Annotated in this window: 26 protein-coding genes and 2 pseudogenes; 16 read left to right on the top strand and 12 right to left on the bottom strand. The window is 35.3% G+C overall.

The window, feature by feature from the left end; all coding sequences use genetic code 11:
* Positions 1-48: 48 nt before the first annotated feature.
* The 10 genes and pseudogenes from N7U66_RS17950 to N7U66_RS17905 form a co-directional block, all read right to left on the bottom strand.
* Positions 49-381: a DUF6588 family protein gene (locus N7U66_RS17950; RefSeq protein WP_313791542.1), complete on the bottom strand. Its 333-nt coding sequence runs from the start codon at positions 379-381 to the stop codon at positions 49-51.
* Positions 382-397: 16 nt separating this feature from the next.
* Positions 398-784: a DUF6588 family protein gene (locus N7U66_RS17945; RefSeq protein ID WP_267676353.1), complete on the bottom strand. Its 387-nt coding sequence runs from the start codon at positions 782-784 to the stop codon at positions 398-400.
* Positions 759-1,064, bottom strand: coding sequence for a DUF6588 family protein (locus N7U66_RS17940; RefSeq protein ID WP_267676352.1), 306 nt, complete (start codon positions 1,062-1,064; stop codon positions 759-761). The genes N7U66_RS17945 and N7U66_RS17940 overlap by 26 nt, the downstream gene beginning before the upstream one ends.
* A gap of 174 nt (positions 1,065-1,238) precedes the next feature.
* The gene (locus N7U66_RS17935) at positions 1,239-2,309 is read right to left on the bottom strand and encodes a PQQ-binding-like beta-propeller repeat protein (protein ID WP_267676351.1); all 1,071 of its coding nucleotides are present in this window, start codon (positions 2,307-2,309) and stop codon (positions 1,239-1,241) included.
* Positions 2,290-2,658, bottom strand: coding sequence for a hypothetical protein (locus N7U66_RS17930; protein WP_267676350.1), 369 nt, complete (start codon positions 2,656-2,658; stop codon positions 2,290-2,292). The genes N7U66_RS17935 and N7U66_RS17930 overlap by 20 nt, the downstream gene beginning before the upstream one ends.
* A gap of 20 nt (positions 2,659-2,678) precedes the next feature.
* Complete coding sequence (locus N7U66_RS17925; RefSeq protein ID WP_267676349.1) at positions 2,679-3,101, bottom strand: hypothetical protein; 423 nt, start codon at positions 3,099-3,101, stop codon at positions 2,679-2,681.
* Positions 3,102-3,221: 120 nt separating this feature from the next.
* Positions 3,222-5,171: pseudogene (gene gyrB / locus N7U66_RS17920) on the bottom strand (DNA topoisomerase (ATP-hydrolyzing) subunit B).
* 292 nt (positions 5,172-5,463) lie between these two features.
* Positions 5,464-6,273: a CPBP family intramembrane glutamic endopeptidase gene (locus N7U66_RS17915; protein WP_267676348.1), complete on the bottom strand. Its 810-nt coding sequence runs from the start codon at positions 6,271-6,273 to the stop codon at positions 5,464-5,466.
* Positions 6,274-6,291: 18 nt separating this feature from the next.
* Positions 6,292-6,927 (bottom strand): CPBP family intramembrane glutamic endopeptidase, encoded by a 636-nt coding sequence (locus N7U66_RS17910; RefSeq protein ID WP_267676347.1) that lies wholly within the window; start codon positions 6,925-6,927, stop codon positions 6,292-6,294.
* An 88-nt stretch (positions 6,928-7,015) separates the two neighbouring features.
* The gene (locus tag N7U66_RS17905; protein ID WP_267676346.1) at positions 7,016-7,585 is read right to left on the bottom strand and encodes a helix-turn-helix domain-containing protein; all 570 of its coding nucleotides are present in this window, start codon (positions 7,583-7,585) and stop codon (positions 7,016-7,018) included.
* 259 nt (positions 7,586-7,844) lie between these two features.
* Here N7U66_RS17905 and N7U66_RS17900 point away from each other — a divergent pair, with 259 nt between their 5' ends.
* Complete coding sequence (locus N7U66_RS17900; RefSeq protein WP_267676345.1) at positions 7,845-9,341, top strand: hybrid sensor histidine kinase/response regulator; 1,497 nt, start codon at positions 7,845-7,847, stop codon at positions 9,339-9,341.
* A gap of 63 nt (positions 9,342-9,404) precedes the next feature.
* On the opposite strand, the pseudogene asnB reads toward N7U66_RS17900, so the two are convergent.
* Positions 9,405-11,068 (bottom strand): annotated as a pseudogene (asnB, locus tag N7U66_RS17895) (asparagine synthase B).
* A 247-nt stretch (positions 11,069-11,315) separates the two neighbouring features.
* Here asnB and N7U66_RS17890 point away from each other — a divergent pair.
* Positions 11,316-11,861, top strand: a complete 546-nt coding sequence (locus tag N7U66_RS17890; protein ID WP_267676344.1) for a DUF2911 domain-containing protein — start codon at positions 11,316-11,318, stop codon at positions 11,859-11,861.
* 55 nt (positions 11,862-11,916) lie between these two features.
* Here the strand turns inward: N7U66_RS17890 and N7U66_RS17885 are convergent, their stop codons facing one another.
* Positions 11,917-12,546, bottom strand: a complete 630-nt coding sequence (locus tag N7U66_RS17885) for a 7-carboxy-7-deazaguanine synthase QueE (protein WP_267676343.1) — start codon at positions 12,544-12,546, stop codon at positions 11,917-11,919.
* Between the two features lie 146 nt (positions 12,547-12,692).
* Between N7U66_RS17885 and N7U66_RS17880 the strand changes: the two genes are divergently transcribed.
* The 14 genes from N7U66_RS17880 to N7U66_RS17815 all read left to right on the top strand — a co-directional run bounded on the left by N7U66_RS17880 (position 12,693) and on the right by N7U66_RS17815 (position 23,452).
* Entirely contained in the window at positions 12,693-13,376 is a 684-nt protein-coding gene (locus tag N7U66_RS17880) for a hypothetical protein (protein ID WP_267676342.1), read from the top strand.
* A gap of 319 nt (positions 13,377-13,695) precedes the next feature.
* A complete protein-coding gene (locus N7U66_RS17875; protein ID WP_267676341.1) occupies positions 13,696-14,328 on the top strand; it encodes a hypothetical protein in 633 nt (210 codons plus the stop codon).
* Positions 14,303-14,482: a hypothetical protein gene (locus tag N7U66_RS17870; RefSeq protein WP_267676340.1), complete on the top strand. Its 180-nt coding sequence runs from the start codon at positions 14,303-14,305 to the stop codon at positions 14,480-14,482. Before N7U66_RS17875 ends, N7U66_RS17870 begins: the two co-directional genes overlap by 26 nt.
* A gap of 237 nt (positions 14,483-14,719) precedes the next feature.
* On the top strand, positions 14,720-15,424 hold the full coding sequence (locus tag N7U66_RS17865; RefSeq protein WP_267676339.1) for a hypothetical protein: 705 nt from the start codon (positions 14,720-14,722) through the stop codon (positions 15,422-15,424).
* Positions 15,425-16,008: 584 nt separating this feature from the next.
* Entirely contained in the window at positions 16,009-16,569 is a 561-nt protein-coding gene (locus tag N7U66_RS17860) for a hypothetical protein (RefSeq protein WP_267676338.1), read from the top strand.
* Between the two features lie 91 nt (positions 16,570-16,660).
* The gene (locus N7U66_RS17855) at positions 16,661-18,196 is read left to right on the top strand and encodes a helicase HerA-like domain-containing protein (protein WP_267676337.1); all 1,536 of its coding nucleotides are present in this window, start codon (positions 16,661-16,663) and stop codon (positions 18,194-18,196) included.
* Positions 18,197-18,332: 136 nt separating this feature from the next.
* Positions 18,333-18,884 carry a hypothetical protein gene (locus tag N7U66_RS17850; RefSeq protein ID WP_267676336.1) on the top strand — a complete coding sequence of 184 codons (552 nt, stop codon included), beginning with the start codon at positions 18,333-18,335 and terminating at the stop codon, positions 18,882-18,884.
* A 115-nt stretch (positions 18,885-18,999) separates the two neighbouring features.
* The gene (locus tag N7U66_RS17845; protein WP_267676335.1) at positions 19,000-19,974 is read left to right on the top strand and encodes a YitT family protein; all 975 of its coding nucleotides are present in this window, start codon (positions 19,000-19,002) and stop codon (positions 19,972-19,974) included.
* 5 nt (positions 19,975-19,979) lie between these two features.
* Positions 19,980-20,342 carry a cupin domain-containing protein gene (locus N7U66_RS17840; protein WP_267676334.1) on the top strand — a complete coding sequence of 121 codons (363 nt, stop codon included), beginning with the start codon at positions 19,980-19,982 and terminating at the stop codon, positions 20,340-20,342.
* Complete coding sequence (locus N7U66_RS17835; protein WP_267676333.1) at positions 20,343-21,170, top strand: alpha/beta hydrolase; 828 nt, start codon at positions 20,343-20,345, stop codon at positions 21,168-21,170.
* 101 nt (positions 21,171-21,271) lie between these two features.
* On the top strand, positions 21,272-22,051 hold the full coding sequence (gene rluF / locus N7U66_RS17830) for a 23S rRNA pseudouridine(2604) synthase RluF (RefSeq protein ID WP_267676332.1): 780 nt from the start codon (positions 21,272-21,274) through the stop codon (positions 22,049-22,051).
* 211 nt (positions 22,052-22,262) lie between these two features.
* Positions 22,263-22,727 (top strand): hypothetical protein, encoded by a 465-nt coding sequence (locus N7U66_RS17825; protein ID WP_267676331.1) that lies wholly within the window; start codon positions 22,263-22,265, stop codon positions 22,725-22,727.
* Positions 22,728-22,825: 98 nt separating this feature from the next.
* Entirely contained in the window at positions 22,826-23,017 is a 192-nt protein-coding gene (locus tag N7U66_RS17820; RefSeq protein ID WP_267676330.1) for a hypothetical protein, read from the top strand.
* 6 nt (positions 23,018-23,023) lie between these two features.
* Positions 23,024-23,452: a VOC family protein gene (locus N7U66_RS17815; RefSeq protein WP_267676329.1), complete on the top strand. Its 429-nt coding sequence runs from the start codon at positions 23,024-23,026 to the stop codon at positions 23,450-23,452.
* Positions 23,453-23,492: the final 40 nt, after the last annotated feature.

Here is a 23,492-nt window from a genome sequence, read left to right as displayed (position 1 = left end):
AGCAAATTTAACAATTTTAAGTCAGAAAAACCGCTATATAAGTAATTTCTAAAACGTAAAATTCATCCCTAAAGAGGCACTATTAAAATCACCAATGGTATAATTAGCATTTAAACCGAAAAAACCCAAACTCAAATTGGCCCCAACGGTCGCCATGACGCCTTTGGTTTCTGAGGTGATTGAAAATGGATTTTCAATTTCTTCTGAAAAAAACACCCCATCTGAAACCCGGTAAGTCCCTAATAAATCGGTTTGATTCTTACCATCTAGATACCCTACCGCGCCATAAAAATTAACAATATTAAGCTTAGTACCAACGATTAACTGGTACAGCATGGTATTGGTTTCTGTACTAATTTGTTGATTGTCTCCATCAACAATGCCCGTGTCTGTAAAATCATAGCTTCCATCTAAATGGGTGTACGCTATTAAACCGAGAAATGGTCACTGGAAGCAATTTATCTGCTGGCAAAAATGCCGTAAAGTCTTGCTGAAGGCCTAAGCCATACAATCCCACTTTAGCATCTTCTCTATCCACTTTTGGAAAATAACGTCCTTTGAGCTGAGTGCCTTTAAAAGGCGAAAAACTGGCTTGTAAAAATACCGTTGGAATGATGTTTACATTTGCCGACCCTATACCTGTGGGTAACTCCAATTCGGTTTCTTGATTTCCAAAGATGGGATCGTCGTAAGTGATAATAACCGTCTGAACCGGGTCGTTATGACCTAAAGCAGAAGCCACTGCTTTGCTTGGTGCATTATCTCGGAAATCGAATATTTTCATAATCTGAAACATCTAAGATAAACTGTTTGTCTTCATCATTGATAAAGGTCGCATTTCCTATGACCGACAATTCAAAACCAAAGCGTTTGGGTGTTTTTGCATTATTAAACCACCCCGTATTTATTCCATACGCTAAACCATCATTTGCAGGCTTAATATAGTCTTTAGAAAAACGCTGGGCATCAGCCACACCAGCCGCTAACAACTCTTCTAAATTTTCTTGAGCTGAAACAGTTACTATTAAAAGTAATGTAACAAGTATTGAAAGTGTCTTTTTCATAGTTAATATGGATTTGGATTATACTTAAATAAACGAAAAAAAAGAGAGTTTAGTTTTCATTTATAGTGTAAAGTTAAAAAATTGGATACAAAAGGCTCTTAATTAAAAGCAAAAACGCACCACTATTACAGCGTGCGTTTTTTTTTAATTACCCTAAAGCTTAGAAAAATTATATTAAAATTTATAAGAAGAGATTAAATGATTGTTCTCATTTACGAAAACCACATTATCAATTTCATCAATTAAATAATTAGGGGTTTTATCTAAAAGTTCAATTTCCGCATCCGGGTTTCCAGTGGTCTTATTTACCATGTAGATCTTATGCACAGTAGGGGCATTATCTGCTTTTATTTTCGTTACTATAAACTTGTGATCTTTAATGGTTTTTGAATTAAAGAACCTGGTTTTAGTCACTTCAAAAATCGTAGCCATATTCCCTTTAGTTCCTGCGTACAATCCTGCAACCATCGCCGTTTCTGTTTTAGCTCCGGTTTGATCTAAAGAGGTTCTATAGGCCCCACTTGAAAGTGATGATAAGGCATTGATGTTATCCATCGATCCCTTGATATCTAGGTCAACACCAGCGATATTAAGTCCTAACTGAGCGACACCCGCTAGTCCATTAATACTCGATGCAGGCTCAAAATATTTAGTATATTTAACTTCACCTTTAGGAGACAGTAAAGACATGTGTTGGTCTGTATTGATTAAGTACCCCGCTCCTTTAACATACTCTGCAACCAAGGGTGTTTTTCTTTTAACTTCTTCCAATTCTACATCTTCTGCAAAAAGAGTTACTGCGCCTGTTGTTAAATCGAACTTATAGGCGTTCTCATTTTCAAATAAAACAACCTTATTTTCATCTTCATCAAAGGTTACGGCCGGAATAGATTTAAATTTAACATCTTTATCCCAAACATCTTTTCCTTTTTCAAAATCTAAAATATTAGAGCGTTCGGTTGATATATAAATAACGCCTTTGGGAATAACTGCTGTATAATAGGAATAGCCTTTTACTTTACTGGTCCAAATTTTGTCTCCATTATTATCCACTAAAGAGATGGTACCATCATCTTCGTTTTTACCAATAGCCACAAATCCGTTTTCATGTGGAATGACCTCATCCAAGAATTCCACTTTAAAACTTTTTTTCCATTTGAATTCATTCGTTGCTGGATCAATAATATTAAAACCTTCTGTTTCTACTAAGATTAAATTATTATTGTTATCTCGGTCTAATATCAATTAAAGTCCCTCTAAGTTTAAGTTTACCTGGAGTAATATCATTACCTGTACTCGGGTCTAAAACCAATAATTTATTAGATTTCCTCACACCAACATACAGACTATTATTGTTTTCCGAATACACCAAAGCTTTAACATCTTTGTCTGTTTTATGCTCCCAAAGAATACTTCCATTGGTTGCATCTACGGCATAAATTTGATCCTCTATACTCATTAATAAATTGCCTTTCTTATTAAAATAAGGCCCCTGATCTATAAAAGAATCACTTAATAGTTTTTGAAACAACCCACCAACTTCACCTAGACTTGTAAGCCATTGTTGTTCCCAGGTTTTAAGACTAAAACTCATAAGAACTCTTTCTTTATTTTTTAAAAGCTCGAATAAAATAATTCCGTGTTCGGAAACGTCATGAAATTCTTAATTCTGTAGCCTTCCTCTTTTGTATCGAATAAGATATCACCATTACTGGAATTCACAATGATCCCTCTAGTCTTACCTGCTATTGGACTGTATTCTGCATAAAATAATGGAAGGCCATCAATATTTAAATAGCTATTTTTATCGACCGCTTTTAACTCGGTATTGTGCCATAGAGTCTCTCCCGTCACATTATCCATAGCCAACAATCCTTTGGCTCCGGAGGCAATAATAACACCACTATTGGCTTGCTCAATCCAACCCACTTGGTATAAATCTTCTTTAAGGTCTACTTCCCATATTTTTTCTTGGGCTGACATGGTGCTAAATAAAAATAATAGTAGCACGACTACCATACTGTCTTGTTTTCTCATTTTGATAAAAGGTTAAAATAGGTAATTAATTAAAGGCGCGAATGTAGTGTATTTTGAATTTATAAAATAAAATAAGGTCGCCAAAAGCGACCTTATAACTAACAGAAATGGAGTTAAATATTATGCGTCAATGTTTGCATAAATGGCATTTTTCTCGATAAACTCTCGTCTTGGCGGCACTTCGTCCCCCATCAACATAGAGAATACGCGATCTGCCTCAACACCGTTATCAATTTGAATTTGACGTAAGGTTCTAAATTCGGATTCATCGTGGTATCCCAAAGTTGCTCGGCGTTCATTTCCCCAAGACCTTTATATCTTTGAATTTTTGCACCATCACCATATTGTTCCATTAATGCTTTACGCTCTTCATCATTCCAAGCATATTCTTTTTTCGCTCCTTTCTTAACTAAGAATAGAGGTGGTGTTGCAATATAAATGTGACCGTTTTCAATCAATTCTTTCATGTAACGGAAAAAGAATGTTAAGATGAGGGTTTCAATGTGCGAACCATCAATATCGGCATCACACATGATTACTATTTTATGATATCTTAGTTTTGAAAGGTTAAGCGCTTTACTATCTTCTTCGGTTCCAATAGTAACCCCTAAAGCAGTAAAAATATTTTTAATTTCCTCATTTTCAAACACTTTATGTGTCATAGCCTTTTCAACATTTAAAATCTTACCTCTTAAAGGTAGAATAGCTTGAAATGCTCTATCACGTCCTTGTTTGGCTGTTCCACCTGCCGAATCTCCCTCTACCAAATACACTTCGCATTTAGCAGGATCTTGTTCAGAACAATCAGACAACTTTCCTGGTAAGCCACCAATACTCATCACTGTTTTACGCTGTACCATTTCACGCGCTTTTTGTGCGGCATGACGCGCTTGAGCGGCTAAAATCACTTTTTGAACAATAATTTTAGCATCGTCTGGATGCTCTTCTAAATAATTCGAAAGCATTTCAGAAACGGCCTGACTTACAGAAGCAGACACTTCACGGTTCCCTAGTTTTGTTTTGGTTTGCCCTTCAAATTGTGGCTCTTGTACTTTTACTGAAATAATAGCCGTTAAGCCTTCACGAAAATCATCTCCAGCAATGTCAAACTTCAATTTGTCTAACATCCCGGACTCATCGGCATACTTCTTAAGGGTATGGGTTAATCCACGACGGAAACCGGACAAGTGTGTACCTCCTTCATGGGTATTAATATTATTTACATAGGAATGCAAATTCTCTGCATAGGAAGTATTATAAACCATAGCCACCTCTACAGGTACGCCATTTTTTTCGCCTTCAAAAGAAATAACATCTTTCATTAAAGGCTCACGATTACCATCTAAGAATTTGATAAACTCTTTAAGACCCTCTTCTGAATGAAACGTTTCCCCTTCAAACGAACCATCTTCTTTGGTTGCTCGTTTATCGACTAAATGAATAGTAATGCCTTTATTTAAATACGCTAATTCACGCATTCTACTCGCTAAAGTATCATAACTATATTCTAAAGTTTGAGTAAATATTGTAGCATCTCGGCTTGAAAGTTACTGTGGTTCCCCTTTTATCGGTTTCACCAATCGCCTTTACAGGATACAACGATTTTCCTCGCTCGTATTCTTGCTCCCAAATGGTACCATCTCTAAAAACGGTAGCTCTTAAATGCTGAGATAAGGCATTCACACAACTGACACCCACACCGTGTAATCCACCGGATACTTTATAAGAGTCCTTATCGAATTTTCCTCCAGCACCAATTTTAGTCATCACCACCTCAAGTGCCGAGATACCTTCTTTTTTATGTAAATCTACTGGAATACCACGACCATCATCTTCTGTTGTAATCGAATTATCTTCATTAATAGTCACCGTAATGTTATTACAATGTCCTGCTAAAGCTTCATCAATAGAGTTATCGACAACCTCGTATACTAAGTGGTGCAAACCACGCGTTCCCACGTCTCCAATATACATGGATGGACGCATACGCACGTGTTCCATACCTTCTAGCGCTTGAATACTATCCGCCGAATAATTATGCTTGTTAAACTCTTCTTTTTTATCGCTCATAAATATGTATTATTTATTTCTATTATGCTTTAATTGCTGTTCAATTTTTGACTTTCGACAACAAACAAATATACGAAAACATGACGCTATTAAAAGGCTTTTTATCTAAAGACAGTTGTTTTTATTAACAATTGTTAATTACCTAAAAGCCTCTTAAACGTGCTAAAAAAGACCTTAGAATTGATTTTGGTTACTTTTTTATTCGTTTATAAAGCACCAAAACCTGAAACGGTCTTAGAACTTAAAATACGCCTTTTAGCTTTCTTTAAAATTATAGAAAAATGAGTAGCATCTAGCCCTTTTTATCGAATGGAAAGCCTTTCCATTTCCAAATTAAAAATGTCATTAACAAAAAGACTCCATTAAAAATAAGTATGAAACCTATAAATGAGGGCCAAGTATCAAACGAGGCATTATTTTCAGTATACAAAATACTATTTCCAGTATTACTACTGGTTATTAAATGTCGAGTCGCCCAATTGTTTCCGAGATGGAGACCTATTGGAAATAAAAGTGTTTTCGATTTTAGTAAAGCAGTAGCAAAAAACAAATGAGCAACCGGAATGCTTATGATTAAAAATACCATCATTCCTATATTATTCATCACGTTTTCATCAAAAACATGAATTAGCATAAATAGCATAGAAAATATAATGTTTGCGATAATGACATTAGAAATCTCTATGGCTTTTTTAAACAAATAGCCTCTAAACAAAAATTCTTCCACTGCTACGGTTGGTAAAATAACATACAGAGCATAAAAAATGTTTGAATAATCTATGGCGTCACTTATAGCAAAAGATTCGCCTGTATATAATGCTCTCGCATATTTAGCTGCTAATAATGCTAGTGCACCAATTAGCAAACCAAGAGGTAAAAAAGACAGATGTCTTAAACTTAAGCTTAGTCCAATAGCGCTTAATGATTTATTCTCGGTTTTATATAATAACCAAGTTGCAATACCCAACAGTATCGCTGATGTATAAGGGAAATACGCTTTTAAAAGACCTTTGTTTATTAAACCACTAAAAAACAGTGCTAATCCAAAAAGAATTAGAGCTAATAGAATACGTAATCCTATTGGGTGTTTTTTTAGTAGCATTTTCATTCTAAAATAAATTTAATTGTTTTTAAAAAATTTAAAATATGATTTTAATAAGAGTTTTAAAAAAATCAAGGTTACGACAGAAGGAAACAAACCTTTAATTAATACAAAGTATAATTCATTCCACTCAGAAAAATTCACTTTAGATATTTCCTTAACAAGCAATTCTCCATAAGGTTGTGACGGATAAAAACACACCCTCACCAAATTAATCCCCAAGTGAAGGCCTAAGCCCAAAGCTATCGATTTAGTCTTCTCAAAGACACATGCCCATACATATCCTGCAAATCCCGTTACCGTAATAACATATAGGATCGGTATAATTGCACCTCCCGTTATTCCATATGAAAAAACATGGTAGACTCCAAAAAACGAAGCAGATATAAAAATCGCCCATTTAGCGCCTAGTCTGTTAATAAGTATATACAGAATAGCCCCTCTAAAAACCAAATCTTCAGTTAAAGCAGATTTAAGGTGATACATAAGTGCTTTATAGATTAATCTATAATCAATAGGTTTCTGTTCCCATATAACTGACTTAACTAGTGTTTCAATATAAATCCATAAAACACTTAAAACGACTATAAATAGGAAACCGATAAAAAATTGTATGACGTGTTTTTTAATAGGAAGGATCCCTAAAACTTTCAAGTTCTTTTTCTCAAAAAAATGCAAAAGCATCCATGAGACTACTATTATTACTAATAATCCTAACATAAATAATAAAAATTAAAAAAGACTAAACTGCCTTAGGCTTCAAAAAAGGAATGGATAATGGGTAGAAATACGTATGCGAACTTAAAGCAGACATTAAGTTCTTAATACTGAATATAATGCCAAACAGAAACACTGCGCCAGTGCCAAAAAAATTAATTCCAGGAAACGGAAAAAATAGCAGTAATGAAAGTATTAATAAAAGATTAAGCGTGCAATGAAAGTTAATGACTGCCCGACCGTGAGCATCGTAAATTTTGTTATCCTCCGCTTTACTAATCCATAAAAACAATGGAAATAACACATTGCCTAAAGGAATAATTAATCCGAAAAATGGTGATCCGTGGAGTAATAGCATCCACTTTCTTTTAATCACTTCCTCATTAGGGTTATCTATTATTAACAAGTCTTCAACTTTCACCTCTAAACCTTCAGCTAATAATTTCAAGGTTTGTAAATGCGGCTGTACGTTTCCTTTTTCAATACGTTGAATCGTTCGTACTGCAACATTTGATCGCTCTGAAAGCTCATCCTGAGTATACCCTTTTAACTTGCGATTATACACTAAATTCTCTTTAAGCGTTTGTTGTTTCATTTATATAATTTTTAATACCACAAATCTATCAAATTATCTTGGTTTTTAACACGACACATAAATGTCACCTCTCTGTCATTTCCTTACTTTGTTGTGTTTTTGAAAAGTTATCTCTCAACTTTCTCACATGTTAACACTTGACGTTCATCAACATTATTATATTTTACTTTAATCCAGTTATTAAGAAATCCTCTTTAAAAACCAAGTCCTTGTCATTTAATTTATTACATTTACTTTCCCAAACCTACTGGAATACAATATGAAGGATTATTTTTCTACGACCTACAGAAGAATGCTAGCACTAATAGCTATTGCAGGTATTATATTCTTATCTATGTGTTTTTTTGCTTTCTATTTCATTGGAGATCAAGACAAAAGAATTATAGCTTTCCTAATTATTGGATTTATTATCACCATGGGGTCCTATGTTTTTTTCTATAGAAAACTGATTGAAAAACCACTAAATTTAATCACAAACGTCCTTGAAAAAAACGATACTTCTGCGATAATTCAGCTTCAAAAATCATCAAAAGAATTTTCTTATATCGGTGATTTATTTTTAAGTAGTAATCAACAAAAAGAAGAGCTTAAACAAGCTAAAGAAAAAGCGGAGGAAAGTGAATTGTTAAAAGCTTCCTTTTTAACGAACCTCTCTCATGAAATTAGAACGCCCATGAATGCTATTTTGGGTTTTTCAGATTTACTAAATTCTCAAAAATTAACCGATTCTGAAAAAATAGAATACATAGACATCATTAGGCGAAGTGGGAAAAACTTAGTTTCTATTATTGACGATCTCATTGAAATGTCTAAAATAGATACCAATCAAGTGACACCAAATCATGTTCCCTTTAATTTGAATGCGGTGTTGAATGACATCAAACAAACCATAGATATTACGATACCAAAAGACAAACCCCTAAAAGTGTTTTTAGATGAACCTAAACACCCTGTGGTTTTTCAACTTATTAGTGATGAAACAAAACTAAGGCAAGTTATTGTCAACTTAATTAATAACGCTGTTAAGTATACCGAGCACGGCACGGTAAATTTTGGTTATAAAATAAATCCTGAAGACAACGCTCTTGAATTTTTTGTTAAAGATACTGGCATTGGCATATCGGAAGGAGAGTTCACCAATATCTTTAGCCGCTTTAACCGAATTCAGAACGATAAAACCATTAAACTGAGTGGTCTTGGTTTGGGGCTATCCATCTCAAAAGCCTATATAGAAATGTTAGGCGGTAAAATTTGGCTGGAATCTACCGAAAATATTGGAACGACGTTTTCCTTTACCATCCCTTTAAAACTGGATGGATTACCGGTCGTGGAACAAATGGAAAAAGCAATCAATACCGTCGACAAAGCAAAACCCTTAAACATCCTTATAGCTGAAGATAATGACATCAATTTTATGCTCATTAAGCGGGTGTTAAGTATTCGAAAATACACGGTTATTAGAGCTAAAAACGGTGAAGAAGCGGTTGCTGTATGCAGAGAAGACAATAGCATACAATTAATAATAATGGATTTAAAAATGCCTAAAATGGGCGGATTTGAAGCACGTAAAATTATTAAAACCTTTAAGCCTTATCTTCCCGTAATTGCACACACGGCTTATTCATCTACAGAAATCAACAATGAAGTGTTTGACGCTGGATTTATTGATTGCATTACAAAACCACTGGATAAAACGGAACTCTTTAAAGTTATAGACAGAATAGAACACTTAACCCCTAATCCTGTTTTGGTTTAAAATAAAAAGACCACCCAATACATCAATACGGGTGGTCTTTTTATCTATAATCAGCAAAAGGTATTAATACGCTTTATCATGTACGTTTGCAATGGCTCTTCCGGAGGGTTCATTCATGTTTTTAAAGGCTATATCCCATTCTAAAGCTATTTTAGTACTACATGCGACACTGGGCTCTTGCGGCACACTGCGGGCGGCAGCATCGCTTGGAAAATGGTCTTCAAAAATAGAACGATAATAAAACTCTTCTTTGTTTTGTGGTGTCCGGATTGGAAATCTAAACTTAGCGTTAGTCATTTGTTCATCGGTTACTGCAGCATCAACAACCTCTTTAAGAGTGTCAATCCAACTGTAGCCCACGCCATCGCTAAATTGTTCTTTTTGTCTCCAAGCCACACTTTCCGGTAGCATGTCTTCAAAAGCTTTTCTTACCACCCATTTTTCCATACGTTCCCCATTAATCATTTTATCTTGTGGATTAATACGCATAGCCACATCCATAAACTCTTTATCTAAAAAGGGCACACGCCCCTCAATACCCCACGCCGCCAAACTTTTATTAGCTCTCAAACAATCATACATATGTAACTTCTCTAATTTACGCACCGTTTCTTCATGAAACTCTTTAGCATTTGGGGCCTTATGAAAGTATAAATATCCTCCAAAAATCTCATCGGCACCTTCTCCCGATAAGACCATTTTTATGCCCATTGATTTAATAACTCTTGCCATTAAATACATGGGTGTTGAAGATCGTATCGTAGTAATATCATAGGTTTCAATATTATAAATGACATCTTTTATAGCATCCAAACCTTCTTGAATCGTGAATTTAATTTCATGGTGTACCGTACCAATGAAATCTGCAACTTTTTGTGCTGCGGCTAAATCGGAGACCCCTCTAACCCAACAGAAAAAGAATGTAGTTGGGGATACCAAGCCGTTTGCGTGTCGTTTGATTCGATTCTTTTCTCTGCATATTTCTTCGCAATGGCTGAAGTTACTGAAGAATCCAACCCCCGCATAATAGTACCCCGTATGGGACATCACTCATTAACTGCCGGTGTACTGCCGCCTCAAGCGCTTCCTTAATTTTAGCTATACTGGTTTCATTATCTTTTACCGCCTCATAATCACTCCAATCTCTATGATACCACTTCACAAAGGCGCCATCTCTGCTTGACAGGTAATGCCCTGGAGGGAATAATTCAATTTTGGTACAAACGCCTTCTAAAGCTTTTAACTCTGAAGCAACATAGAAAGTCCCATTTTGATCCCATCCAATGTATAACGGAATAATTCCCATATGATCACGAGCAATGAAGTATTCATCTTTTTCAGTATCATAAATAGCAAAACCAAAAATACCATTCATATCATCTATAAACTCAACACCCTTTTCTTGGTATAAGGCTAGAATAACTTCGCAATCGCTTTGGGTTTGAAAATCATACCGCCCTTCAAATTGCTTACGTAGTTCTCTGTGATTGTATATTTCACCATTAGCCGCTAAAATCAATTTTTTATCTCGGACTAAACAATGGCTGTTTACCTGAAGCTGGATCGACAATCGCTAAACGTTCATGAGCCAAAATAGCCCTATCATCACTATAAATCCCACTCCAATCGGGTCCACGGTGACGAATGGTTTTAGACATTTCTAATACCTGAGGCCTTAACTCTTCAGATTTTTGTTTAAGGTCGAAAGCACATACTATTCCACACATAAGCTTTATTTATTAAATTTTATATTTGTAATGTTATAGCAAATATGCCATTAAAGCATTAAATTATAAATAGCAAAGAGCAAATCAATTACACATTTCAACTATAATGTAATTATTATACAAAAAATGAAACTTTAAAATAAAAATATAAAAAGAAATCAATAAAAATGTTAAGTTTAACGATCTTTCACGACTTTAAACCTAATAAATAGTACTTTTAACTCTTATCTTAAAAACAAATACGCTTATGAAAAAATCAACGTTATTTACCTCTATCACTTTTGCACTAATAACACTCTTATCTTTTAGTGTTACGGCACAAGATTTTTCAGGGTTAGATAAAAGTCCAATGGACGTCGCTGCATACCCAAGTGACTACAAAGACGCTAATAAACTTGTAAAGATCACCTACAGTAGACCACAGCTAAAAGGAAGAACTTTAGAAAAATTAACTCCTAACGGAGACGTTTGGAGAACTGGAGCGAATGAGGCCGCTGAAATTACGTTTTATGAAAACATGAAAATGGGAGACCAAACTATTACGGCTGGTACTTATACCTTTTATGTGATCCCTGGGGCAGAAGAATGGACTGCAATTATTAACACAGATCTAAATGTTTGGGGTAGTTATTTTTATAACAAAGCCAATGATGTTGCAAGACTTTCAGTACCCGCTAAAGAAGCCGATGAATCTTTAGAAGCCTTTTCTATTGCTTTTAAAAAATCTGATGACGGTGTAGATATGCATTTAGGCTGGGACAAAACGAGAGTTACCGTACCCTTTACAAAGTAATTTCGTTTCAAATTTAAAAAAGACTGCTCGTAACACTTTACGAGCAGTCTTTTTTTTATGGTATATTTAAATACTTATGTGTTTGTAATGACACCTTCCATTTCGGGTGAGCCATAACATAATCTACTATTTGCGGAATCATGATATCACGTTTACTCCATTCTCGTTGCATATAAAGAATACAGTCGGGCCCCACTCTTTCCGCTTGCTCTTCTGCAAAACGAAAATCGTCTTTATTATATATAATGGTTTTTAACTCGTTCGCTTTTTTGTAAACACCCTCAGTTGGGAGCTTCATTTTTTTAGGTGATAAACAAATCCAATCCCAAGTACCGCGACAACTCATAAGCACCGAAGTTTCAATATGGACTTGCATCCCTTCTGCTTTTAATTGGTTAGTAAGTTCTGTCATGTCCCACATGAGCGGCTCACCACCAGTAACCACAATCGTATCACTATACGTTTTTGCATTGGCAACGATTTTTTCAATTTCTGTAGGAGGATGCAAGTCTGCAATCCAACTCTCTTTAACGTCACACCAGTGGCAACCCACGTCACACCCTCCTATTCGAATAAAATAAGCGGCAGTACCTTTGTGAAAACCTTCGCCTTGAATGGTGTAAAACTCCTCCATTAACGGCAACATTTTACCTTGATTTACTAAATCTTGAATCTCTTGTTTCATAATTGTTGGCAAAAATACAGCAAATAATCTATTAAATAAACGATTAACGCACACGTTTCCTTGTCCTTTTACAAAAATATATACGAAAAAACTTGTTAAATTACTAAAACGGTCTTAAGTTTGCCCCAACCTATTTAATTATAACCATGAAAAGTTTCTCCCAAATTTTCATAGCTACATTTGCTATTTTTACTATTAGTACGACACATGCTCAAATTGGCATCAACACTTCATCCCCTGACCCATCATCCATCTTAGATATTGCAAGCTCCGATAAAGGCGTGCTCTTACCAAGAATGACGACATCAGAAATTGCGCTCATTCCAAATCCAGCTAACGGTCTTTTAATATTTAATACCGACACCAATAACTTTATTTACAATATTGGCAGTACAACCACACCTGTATGGTCTTCCATTAACAAAGATGCTACCGTAAGTACCGATGCGAATAATCAAATTACCACTGGAACCGATGGAGGCGCTTTCTTAGATCGCTCTTTACATATGGGTAAATTTATTATTTCTTCCACTGGTACGACTACCATTAGTGGCTTGCCGTTTCAACCCTCACAAATTAAATTTACTGGTTATGCCAATGTGGAGACCTACAATTTAAACGCAGATAATGGTGTTGGCAATAACAACACTGGTATCGCAAATGCCTTTGGATCGATGTCTCGGTTTTGCTACCAACTATGGTGGTACCATAGACCAACAGACGATTTACGTGGGTGGGTCTCGGAAATTCAATCAATGATATTTCTAGATACGCGTCAAACAGTCACTGTATTGGTCTACGTTATTCTAATCAAAATGGCGACAATTTAGGTATTACTTCTGCTATACTAACCAGTTTTCATTCCAATGGTTTCACTTTAAACGTTGACAGCCATGCAGACAATGTGGTGGTCCTTTTTGAAGCCTATAAATAATCCTTTTCCTCATACGTTTTAAAATATTCCCTAACCATTGATTAATCGTAATCATTAGAAATTATTTTTTAACTGGGTTTGCTTATATCCTAACAAGCCCTCTATTTTCCACATCCCTCAACTACAAGCCCAAATTAAACCGCTTGTTCATTTTTTTAAAATTGTAAAAAACGCTGTTATAAAAATTTATTAATCGTAACCCCTGATTCATAACCATGAAAAATTTCTCCCAAATTTTCTTAGTGTTTGTTGTTGTTTTCGCTATCCATACAACACATGCTCAAGTAGGTATAAACACAGATTCACCTCATGCTTCCTCCATTTTAGATATTGAAAGTTCAAACAAAGGTGTGCTACTTCCAAGAATGACCACCTTAGAAATAGGCGCCATACCCAATCCCGCCAATGGCCTTTTAATTTATAATATAGACACGAATAATTTCATATACAATACGGGCAGTAGTATCGTGCCAGCATGGTCATCTATTAATAAAAATGTTACCGTTAGTACAGACTCTGATAACCAAATCACAACAGGTACAGATGGCGGTGCCTATTTAAATAGAGGCATTCACATGGGGAAGTTCACCATTTACGGCACAGGCACTCTAAACGTTAGCGGATTACCATTTGAGCCTTCTCAAATTAAATTTACAGCATACGCTAACGTTGAGACCTACAATTTGAACTCAGACAATGGACTAGGCAATAACAACAACACTATCGCCAACGCCTTTGGTTCCATGAGTGGATATGCCACCAATTACAGCAGTGCTTTATCACAACAAGTGATCTATGTTGGCGGGTCGGGAAGATCTATTAATGACATCTCCGAGATATGCTTCTAATACACATTGTGTTGGCATTCGTTATTCTAATGATAATGGTGATAATTTAGGAATAACATCAGCTACAATATCCAGCTTTAACTCCAACGGTTTTACTTTAAATATAGACAGCCATGCCGATGATGTGGTCATCCTTTTTGAAGCCTACAGATAAAGTCATTCCCATAGCTTTAAACACGATGCCTCAACTGGCTAAGGTGCTCTCCATTAAAATTAATCTTTTACCATGGTTTAAGAGGTTTTGAATGTATCGCTTCTGCTTCCATAAAACTATGAATCTTTAAGACCTCTACATATTTTAATACTACTATTGAATAAATAAATTGCTCAATAGTATCATTTGCGTTGATTAAAAGTATAATTTATGTACCTTAAGGTATACGTTATACCTATGAAAAACACAATATACTATTTCCTTTTAGTCCTTTTCGTTTTTAATCTGTCTGTTGTTTTTGGTCAGGTGGGTATTAATACAACCTCGCCGGACGCCTCATCAGCTTTAGATATAACCAGTGCTAGTAAAGGTGTCTTGTTACCCGGACTAACGACTCTTGAAAGAAATGCAATTATAAATGCTGCAAATGGACTATTAATTTACAATACAGATACCGGAGAATTTCAGTTTAACTCCAGTACGACCACAACGCCTTTTTGGGAAGCCTTTAACTCAACACCTACAGTGACAGCTTCCCCTGGCGAATCTGTAAAATACAGTAACACCGATGTTGCTACTAATGTTAATCAAGACACAGCAATAAACTTACCCGTCTTTGGGGCTGTAAACTGGAATGATAACACATCCCTATATACTGTAAACACGACGGCGCACACGCTCACTATTAACGAAACTGGCAGGTATAGACTCGTCATTAACAGCTCTTTATTTACTAATAGTAATGAGAATAGATTAGCTCCACAAATGCGAATTACAGTAAATGGGGTTCAAGTCGGCACCTTTGGTTCAACAGGTTACATTAGAATAAATAATGGGCATCAAGAAAGCTCTTTACATATTAATGAAGTATTGGAACTCACCATAGGAGATGTAATAGCTGTTGACATCGCCGGAGAAGCCGAGCGGGTGTGGTTAATTTAAAGAGTGCTGGATCTTCAAACATTTATATTGAAAAACTCAAATAACGCTTAGCCTAAAAGAATCATAAACCAATCGTTTTATACCTTTTTTCGTGATAACATCGATCTTGCTTTTATTCATATAATACAGGAATAAGGGTTCAATTTCAATGTTTTAAGACTACCTAGAAACTAAAATTACTAGAAAATCCATTTTAACCTACATAAATTCCACTTTGTTTGATAGAGAAATTATAAAAATCACCTTCTCAAAAACACCATACATTTATTATATCTTATCGTTTAAGTGTAAGCACCGAGTCTTAAAAATAAAAAGAAAAAACGTTTACAAAGGCTCTAGTTTATTCCCTTTCGTCCGATATTTTACCCTGTTTATCGTTGATTTTTTTTTAAATATTTCTTTTTTTTTAAATAAAATAGTATTTTAGCCTTAAATCAATTTACTATGAAGCCCCCCATTTCTTAATAATACTATTATGTGTTATCAATTTCTCTTATGCTCAAGTTGGTATTGGAACAACCACGCCTGATGATGGTTCTATATTAGAAATAGAAAGTACTGTTGGGGCACTTGTTCCGCCTAGGATGAACGAGACGCAAATGAATGCCATTCCAACGCCGTTGGAAGGTGCTATTGTATACAACACCACAAGTAAGTCCTTAAACATTAGAACCAACGCGCTCCGGGAACCCCTATCTACAGGCAAAAATAAAACCGTTGTATTAAATAAAAATTATGGTAACGGCAATAATACCATTGTTTCGAACAATAACAACTACCAAAATTTCCCTTTAAACGCCGCCGATATTCTCACTAACGATCCTTCTACATTTGAAGTTGTAGGTAATGGCAAAATTAAAGTGAAGACTAATGGCATCTATTTAATGTCTGCTGAGATTTCTGTTTCAAATATGCCTCCTGGAAACACAAAATATGTTCTTGCTGCAGAAAAAAACGGCACCTTAATTGGTTATTTATCTCGCGGAAACACTAATGGTTCAGGAGTAGATTATTGGGGAGCAACAGGTGTATTAATGTATGTCCTACAAACAGACGACATCATTACATTTCGTTATGTTATAAATAATGGCGTGTCTACTTTGGATGCCAAGTTCTTAAATATTGGAATAACAAGATTAAACTAAATATCCTAAAAAAATACTTTTAAAATTTTAAACTCTTTAAAACTCTAAAGCTTTATTACATTTCATTATTTTTGAATAAATTTTCAAAAGTATGTCAAACACATCCATTTTTTTAGATCATATTACTAAAGGATATCAAACCAAAGGGGATTTTATAACCTTAGGTTCTGCTATGCTTGACGGCAATACCATAAAAAATGCTTTTGTAAAAATCCCGCTTAAAACAATGAATCGTCATGGTTTAATTGCTGGGGCAACAGGTACCGGAAAAACAAAAACACTTCAAGTATTAGCAGAAAACTTAAGCAACAAAGGCATTCCTGTGCTTCTTATGGATATTAAAGGTGATTTAAGTGGCTTGGCACAGCCAAGTCCTGGCCATGTTAAAATTACTGAGCGTCACGAAGCCATTGGACTTCCCTTTGAAGCCCAAGGTTTTCCCGTAGAAATCCTGTCACTATCGGAACAAAAAGGGGTGCGCTTACGCGCTACAGTAAGTGAATTTGGACCGGTTTTATTATCTCGTATTTTAGATTTAAGTGACACACAATCTGGTGTTATCGCGGTGATTTTTAAATATTGTGATGACCATAAATTACCACTTTTAGACATAAAAGATTTTAAAAAAATATTGCAATACGCTACCAATGAAGGCAAGGAAGAATTTGAAGCGGAATATGGAAGAATTTCAAGCGCTTCCACTGGTGCTATTTTACGAAAAATTGTAGAAATTGAGCAACAAGGCGGGGATCTATTCTTTGGAGAAAAAAGCTTTGAAGTTGAAGATTTACTGCGTAAGACAAGAGATGGGAAAGGCTACATCAACATTATTCGTCTTACCGACATTCAAGATAGACCAAAATTATTTTCAACCTTTATGTTGAGCTTATTAGCTGAAATCTATGAAACTTTGCCGGAGCAAGGCGACGCTGACAAACCAGAATTGGTTCTTTTTATTGATGAAGCCCATTTGATTTTTAACCAAGCGTCTAAAGCCCTACTCAATCAAATAGAAAGTATTGTTAAATTAATTCGTAGCAAAGGTGTTGGGTTGTACTTCGTGACCCAAAACCCAACGGACGTTCCTGAAGGTGTATTAAGTCAGTTAGGATTGAAAATACAGCATGCACTCCGTGCGTTTACGGCCAAAGACCGAAAAGCCATTAAATTGGCAGCTCAAAATTATCCAGACACAGACTATTATGACACGGCAGAAATTCTAACGGCATTAGGAACAGGAGAGGCCTTAATTTCTGCCTTAGATGAGAAAGGAAGACCTACTCCTCTAGCAGCAACCATGATGCGTGCCCCAATGAGTCGTATGGACATTTTAACATCAAACGAATTACAGGCCTTACTCGATGACTCAAAACTCGTTTTAAAGTACAACGAAACTATAGATAGAGCAAGTGCTTACGAACTGTTAAACGACAAAATTGACAAAGCTGAAGCCGCCAAAGTAATAGCCGATGCTAAAGCTGAAAAAGAAAAAGAGGCTACTAAAGAGAGAAAAGCTAATAGTAGAACAACGCGACGCAGAAGCACTGCGCAAAACCCGATAATTAAAGTATTAACAAGTGCGACCTTTATTCGCAGTGTTTTTGGTATCTTGAAAAAAATGATTTAGCCTAATACCAAGAGTAGCGGCTTACTAGTATTGCCCGATTTTTTGATATTTAATTCATAGTGTCTGCTTAAATTTATAATAAATAAACAAAATAATAACATCAAGCATCCGAAGCTTCGGAACAAAAGAAAAAAACATGAAACAAACACTATTTACTCTACTCGTGATTTCTATTATTATGACGTCATGTCAAAAAGAAATAGATCCATTTCTAATCTCAACACAAAGTGTTGGCTTACTTACAGATTCTACTCAAGTTAAAGATATAAAAACCATTTTCGCAAAGGATTCTGTAGTTACTAAAATAGCTGGGGATGAATTTTTAGGCAACGTTAATGATATTGAAATATATGAAAAAGGAGGCAAACACCTCCTGTCATTATCCCCAAAACAAGCTTTAGACTCCACAGCAACTATTGGAACGGTAAAAATAATTGACAGCCGTTATAAAACAGAGAAAGGACTTAATACCCTAAGTACTTTTAGTGATATCAAAACAGATTACAAAATTTCGAATATTGAAAACACACTTCGAAATGTGGTTGTTTTTGTAAATGACAACAATATGTATTTCACGATTGCAAAACAAGAGCTGCCAGCTAATTTGCGCTTCGATATGACTCAAGATATTGAAGCCATTCAAATTCCTGGTGCTGCAAAAATTAAATTTTTTATGGTGGGGTGGTAGCTATCCAATTATAGTAAAACACTGCTATATTCTGACTCTAAGATTATAATAAATAGAATTTTAATGGAGGTTTCATATACTAGTATAAAACGTTTAAAGCTCAAATACAAAACTCATGAATCCACTTTTTTCTAAATTCTTAATTGATGTTGCTCGCAAAAGAATTGAAGCGAAACAATTAAAAAAACAGCCTGTTACACCATTGCAGATTGCGCCAGTTCTTAACAATATAAAAGTTGAATTAAGTCATGCCATAAAAGAGTTTATTTTTATTGTTATTGGTGTTTGCTCTGCAGGATTTGGACTCAAAGGTTTTTTACTCCCCAACCATTTTATCGATGGTGGCGCCACAGGTATTTCGCTACTATTAAAAAATATCACATCGCTTCCATTAAGTCTTTTATTACTACTTGTTAATATTCCTTTTTTAATTTTAGCCACACAAACCATTGGTAAAAAATTTGCCATAAAAAGTGTTTTTGCTATTATGTTATTAGCTTTAGCTGTTTATTTTATTGATTACCCAATAATTACCCAAGACAAGCTACTCATTTCAATTTTTGGTGGATTCTTTTTAGGTTTAGGTATTGGTTTAGCCATGCGTGGCGGTAGTGTTATTGATGGCACTGAAGTCTTAGCCATTTATTTAAGTCAAAGACTGTCATTAACCATTGGGGATGTACTCCTGTTGATCAACATTGTCATTTTTTCGGTTGGCGCTTATCTTCTATCCATCGAAACGGCCTTATATGCGATTTTAACCTATCTCGCTGCCGCAAAGACCGTAGATTTTGTAGTGGACGGCGTTGAAGAATATATAGGTGTCACGATAATCTCTAAAGAGCACGAAGCCATTAGACTACTCCTCACTGAAAAATTAAGACGTGCCTGCACCGTATATGCTGGGAAAGGCGGTTTTGGAAAACCAAACAGTACATTCGATAAAGAAATAATTTACATTATTATTACTAGGCTAGAACTCGCAAGATTCCAAACAGAAATAGATAAAGTGGATAAAAATGCTTTTATAATTATGAATGTTGTTAAAGATTTAAAAGGAGGGATGATTAAAAGAAAACCTTTAAAATAGATACTATGAAAAAATATAAAATTCAGAACACACCTTTCGTTGTACCTACCTCAGATGGAAAGTTAATAGAAGAGCATTTTGGACACGCTACAGATGGCAACAAAGCCATTAGTATTGCACATATGATAGCTCCTGCAGGCTGGAGCGAACCATTTCAAACCCCTGAGTTCGATGAATACACTTATATTATAAGTGGCAAAAAACAATTCATCATTGAAGGAGAAGAAATTATTCTTGAAGCGGGCCAATCCATAAAAATAGAACGAAATACCGCAGTACAATACTCGAATCCTTTTACCATTGCTTGCGAATATATCGCCATTTGCACACCTGCCTTTTCAATGGACAAAGTAAATAGAGAAGTATAAATGTCGAACTCCATAATTAAACTTATTGGCAGTGCCTTCAACCTAATAAGCTATTTTTCTCCAAGATATGCTTCGGTAAAAGCATTAGATTTATTTGCTACACCACGACAAGGTCGCATTTTAGACAGTCAGAAAGCCTTTTTAGACACAGCGGAAACCGTTCGTTTAAAATATGAAGATCTTAAAATTACAACGTATCAATGGAAGGGTACCGATAAAACGATTCTCTTAGCTCATGGTTGGGAAAGTAACACACACCGCTGGGAAGATTTAATCCTTCTTTTAAAAGATTTAGATTATAACGTGGTGTCTCTAGATGCTCCTGCCCATGGTGCTTCCAGTGGCACACAATTTAATGCTGTGGTGTATTCTGAATGTATCCATGTTGCAGCAGAGCATTTCAATCCACAAATTATTATTGGACATTCGGTTGGCGGTATGTCTACAGGATTTTATCAATACACCTATCAAAATAAGTCCTTAGAAAAACTTATTTTATTGGGAGCCCCGTCAGAATTCACAGGGGTTTTTAAACGCTACGTTGAGATGTTGGGCTATAATAAGCGTATTGAAAGAGGGCTTAACAAACTTGTTGTTGAGCGATTTAACAAAGCCCCCTCCTATTTTTCATTAGCGAACTTTGCGAAAACAATACATACCAAAACACTTATAATTCATGATATTCAGGATAAAATCATCCCATATAACGATGCTGAACAAATTGCAAAAAATCACAATAATGTAGAATTTATTACCACCGATGGTTTTGGGCACGGATTAAGAAATGACACGGTTTACAAACATGTTTTAGACTTCATTGCCAGTTAAATTGTAACTTTGCAAAAAGAGATCCTCATAATGAAGGCATTCATAACAGTTTCTATTTTAAAAAACCCTTTGATTTAAATCAATTTACTTATTAAAATGTAATGGATATTAAACTCACCAGACTTAACAAATACCTTAGCGAAGTGGGCTATTGCTCACGTCGTGAAGCAGACCGCTTAATTGATGCTGGACGTGTAACCATTAATGGTATTGTACCGGAAATGGGAACAAAAGTGACCGAAAATGATGACGTAGAAGTTGACGGCAAACCCATTACCGACAGGAAATCTGATTTCGTTTACCTAGCCTTTAATAAACCTGTTGGTATTGTATGTACAACAGATACGCGAGTAGAAAAAGACAACATTATTGACTTTTTAAAATACCCTAAGCGTATTTTTCCTATCGGGCGTTTAGACAAGCCCAGCGAAGGATTAATATTTTTGACCGATGATGGCGATATTGTAAATAAAATACTACGGGCGAGTAACAATCACGAAAAAGAATATATAGTCACTGTTGACAAACCTATTTCTCAAACCTTTATAAAAAGAATGGCTGGTGGTATCTATTTAGAAGATTTAGATAAGACGACAAAAAAATGTGCCGTAAAAAAAGTAGATTCACATACCTTTAAAATCATTTTAACACAAGGTCTAAATCGCCAAATTCGCCGGATGTGTGAGTACTTAACCTATGAAGTGACGTCGCTTAGGCGCACGCGGATTATGAATGTTAAATTAGACGTTCCCGTTGGGGAATATCGTGAATTTACTGCTGGGGAATTAAAAACACTCTACTTCCTTTTGGAAGATTCTGATAAAAATTTTAAGCAAAATATAGAAACTGAAAAAATTAAAACGATTAGCAGAAGAAAATAGGAAGGTGTGATACTTATTAATAAATAAATTACTATTTGTAGCCTTTCAAGCCCTCGATTGTCTTTTTATTCTTGGTTTCAACATTTCAAAAATAGTAACGCTATGAAAAAATTAACATTCCCCTTTTTTTTGATCCTATGTTCGTTTTCATTAATTGCTCAAAACGAATATAGCCCTTCCAAATCTTTTCCTTTCGGAAAAGCAAATCCTGATGCACCAGGAAGAGATTAAAGATTATGAAGCTATGATTGGTTTATGCCATTGCAAGTCTACAACAAGAAATCAAGAGGGCACTTGGAATGATCCTCAAGACATAACGTGGGAATGGAAATATATTATGAACGGTACAGCCGTTCAAGACGAAACGCTAAAAGCCGATGGCTCACATTCAGGGAGTATACGTCAATTTATTAAGGACAGCAGTCGTTGGTATGTACATTGGTATAACTCAAAATCTCCAGCTACCACATTTCCAGTTTGGGAAGGCCGTAAAGCCAAAGATAGAATCATACTATACAAAGAACAAAAGGCTCCAAATGGCACAGCGGGGTATTCCCGTTTAAGCTTTTATGATTTCAAGAAAACAGGCTATAAATGGATTGGAGAATGGGTAAATAGAGACGAGACCATAGTATATCCTACATGGAAAATTGTATGCCTTCGCCGAACTGAGTAAACGTTTTTCTTTTTTCTAGCAAATAATGTGTTAACAATCTTTTATCATTTATTGTTTATTTTTTTTCTAAATTTATATCCTAACCAAAAAATAAAATTATGATTAAAGTTTTAGCCTTAGTGTTAACCGTTGGAGGGATGATAGCATTAATATTAGGTGTATTAGGCATCTTTGGAAATAATATGGTCAGCTTAAGTCCTTGGGCACTCACCATTTTAGGCGTTGTTTTTTTTATAGCAGGTGTCTCTATGCTTAAATATAGAAAGGATGATCCGGCTCCTAAAGAATAAATATCAATGACTACTAAAACCCTCGCCCCTTTTCATATCGCGATCCCTGTTCATAATTTAGAGGCCTGCAGAACCTTTTATAGAGACACTTTAAACTGTGAAGAAGGAAGGAGTAGCGACCATTGGGTAGATTTTAATTTTTTTGGCCACCAATTGGTTATTCATTTTAAAGAAAAACCTCAAGAAGAAGCCCTTACAAATCCTGTAGATGGTAAAAACGTACCAGTACCGCATTACGGTGTGGTATTACCATGGGAAACCTTTCATGCTTTTGCCGAAGATTTAAAATTGAAAAGCATTCCCTTTATTATAGAACCTTATATTCGTTTTGAAGGCTTGGTTGGTGAACAAGCCACCATGTTTTTTAAAGACCCCGCTGGTAATGCACTAGAATTTAAAGCGTTTAAAGAGGTATCTCAGTTATTTGCTAAGTAATCTTTTTGGGTTTACTTGAAATATAAAAAGGAAAGTAGAT

Source organism: Lacinutrix neustonica, from assembly GCF_026625145.1.
Taxonomy (GTDB): Bacteria; Bacteroidota; Bacteroidia; order Flavobacteriales; family Flavobacteriaceae; genus Lacinutrix; species Lacinutrix neustonica.
This window is presented reverse-complemented; position numbering and strand designations above follow the sequence as displayed.

Coding starts and splice junctions, on each gene's coding strand:
- N7U66_RS17945 (WP_267676353.1), bottom strand. CDS start 784: ATGAAAATATTCGATTTCCGAGATAATGCACCAAGCAAAGCAGTGGCT.
- N7U66_RS17940 (WP_267676352.1), bottom strand. CDS start 1,064: ATGAAAAAGACACTTTCAATACTTGTTACATTACTTTTAATAGTAACT.
- N7U66_RS17930 (WP_267676350.1), bottom strand. CDS start 2,658: ATGAGTTTTAGTCTTAAAACCTGGGAACAACAATGGCTTACAAGTCTA.
- N7U66_RS17925 (WP_267676349.1), bottom strand. CDS start 3,101: ATGAGAAAACAAGACAGTATGGTAGTCGTGCTACTATTATTTTTATTT.
- N7U66_RS17915 (WP_267676348.1), bottom strand. CDS start 6,273: ATGCTACTAAAAAAACACCCAATAGGATTACGTATTCTATTAGCTCTA.
- N7U66_RS17905 (WP_267676346.1), bottom strand. CDS start 7,585: ATGAAACAACAAACGCTTAAAGAGAATTTAGTGTATAATCGCAAGTTA.
- N7U66_RS17900 (WP_267676345.1), top strand. CDS start 7,845: ATGAAGGATTATTTTTCTACGACCTACAGAAGAATGCTAGCACTAATA.
- N7U66_RS17890 (WP_267676344.1), top strand. CDS start 11,316: ATGAAAAAATCAACGTTATTTACCTCTATCACTTTTGCACTAATAACA.
- N7U66_RS17885 (WP_267676343.1), bottom strand. CDS start 12,546: ATGAAACAAGAGATTCAAGATTTAGTAAATCAAGGTAAAATGTTGCCG.
- N7U66_RS17880 (WP_267676342.1), top strand. CDS start 12,693: ATGAAAAGTTTCTCCCAAATTTTCATAGCTACATTTGCTATTTTTACT.
- N7U66_RS17875 (WP_267676341.1), top strand. CDS start 13,696: ATGAAAAATTTCTCCCAAATTTTCTTAGTGTTTGTTGTTGTTTTCGCT.
- N7U66_RS17870 (WP_267676340.1), top strand. CDS start 14,303: ATGACATCTCCGAGATATGCTTCTAATACACATTGTGTTGGCATTCGT.
- N7U66_RS17865 (WP_267676339.1), top strand. CDS start 14,720: ATGAAAAACACAATATACTATTTCCTTTTAGTCCTTTTCGTTTTTAAT.
- N7U66_RS17860 (WP_267676338.1), top strand. CDS start 16,009: ATGAACGAGACGCAAATGAATGCCATTCCAACGCCGTTGGAAGGTGCT.
- N7U66_RS17855 (WP_267676337.1), top strand. CDS start 16,661: ATGTCAAACACATCCATTTTTTTAGATCATATTACTAAAGGATATCAA.
- N7U66_RS17850 (WP_267676336.1), top strand. CDS start 18,333: ATGAAACAAACACTATTTACTCTACTCGTGATTTCTATTATTATGACG.
- N7U66_RS17845 (WP_267676335.1), top strand. CDS start 19,000: ATGAATCCACTTTTTTCTAAATTCTTAATTGATGTTGCTCGCAAAAGA.
- N7U66_RS17840 (WP_267676334.1), top strand. CDS start 19,980: ATGAAAAAATATAAAATTCAGAACACACCTTTCGTTGTACCTACCTCA.
- N7U66_RS17835 (WP_267676333.1), top strand. CDS start 20,343: ATGTCGAACTCCATAATTAAACTTATTGGCAGTGCCTTCAACCTAATA.
- rluF (WP_267676332.1), top strand. CDS start 21,272: ATGGATATTAAACTCACCAGACTTAACAAATACCTTAGCGAAGTGGGC.
- N7U66_RS17825 (WP_267676331.1), top strand. CDS start 22,263: ATGCACCAGGAAGAGATTAAAGATTATGAAGCTATGATTGGTTTATGC.
- N7U66_RS17820 (WP_267676330.1), top strand. CDS start 22,826: ATGATTAAAGTTTTAGCCTTAGTGTTAACCGTTGGAGGGATGATAGCA.
- N7U66_RS17815 (WP_267676329.1), top strand. CDS start 23,024: ATGACTACTAAAACCCTCGCCCCTTTTCATATCGCGATCCCTGTTCAT.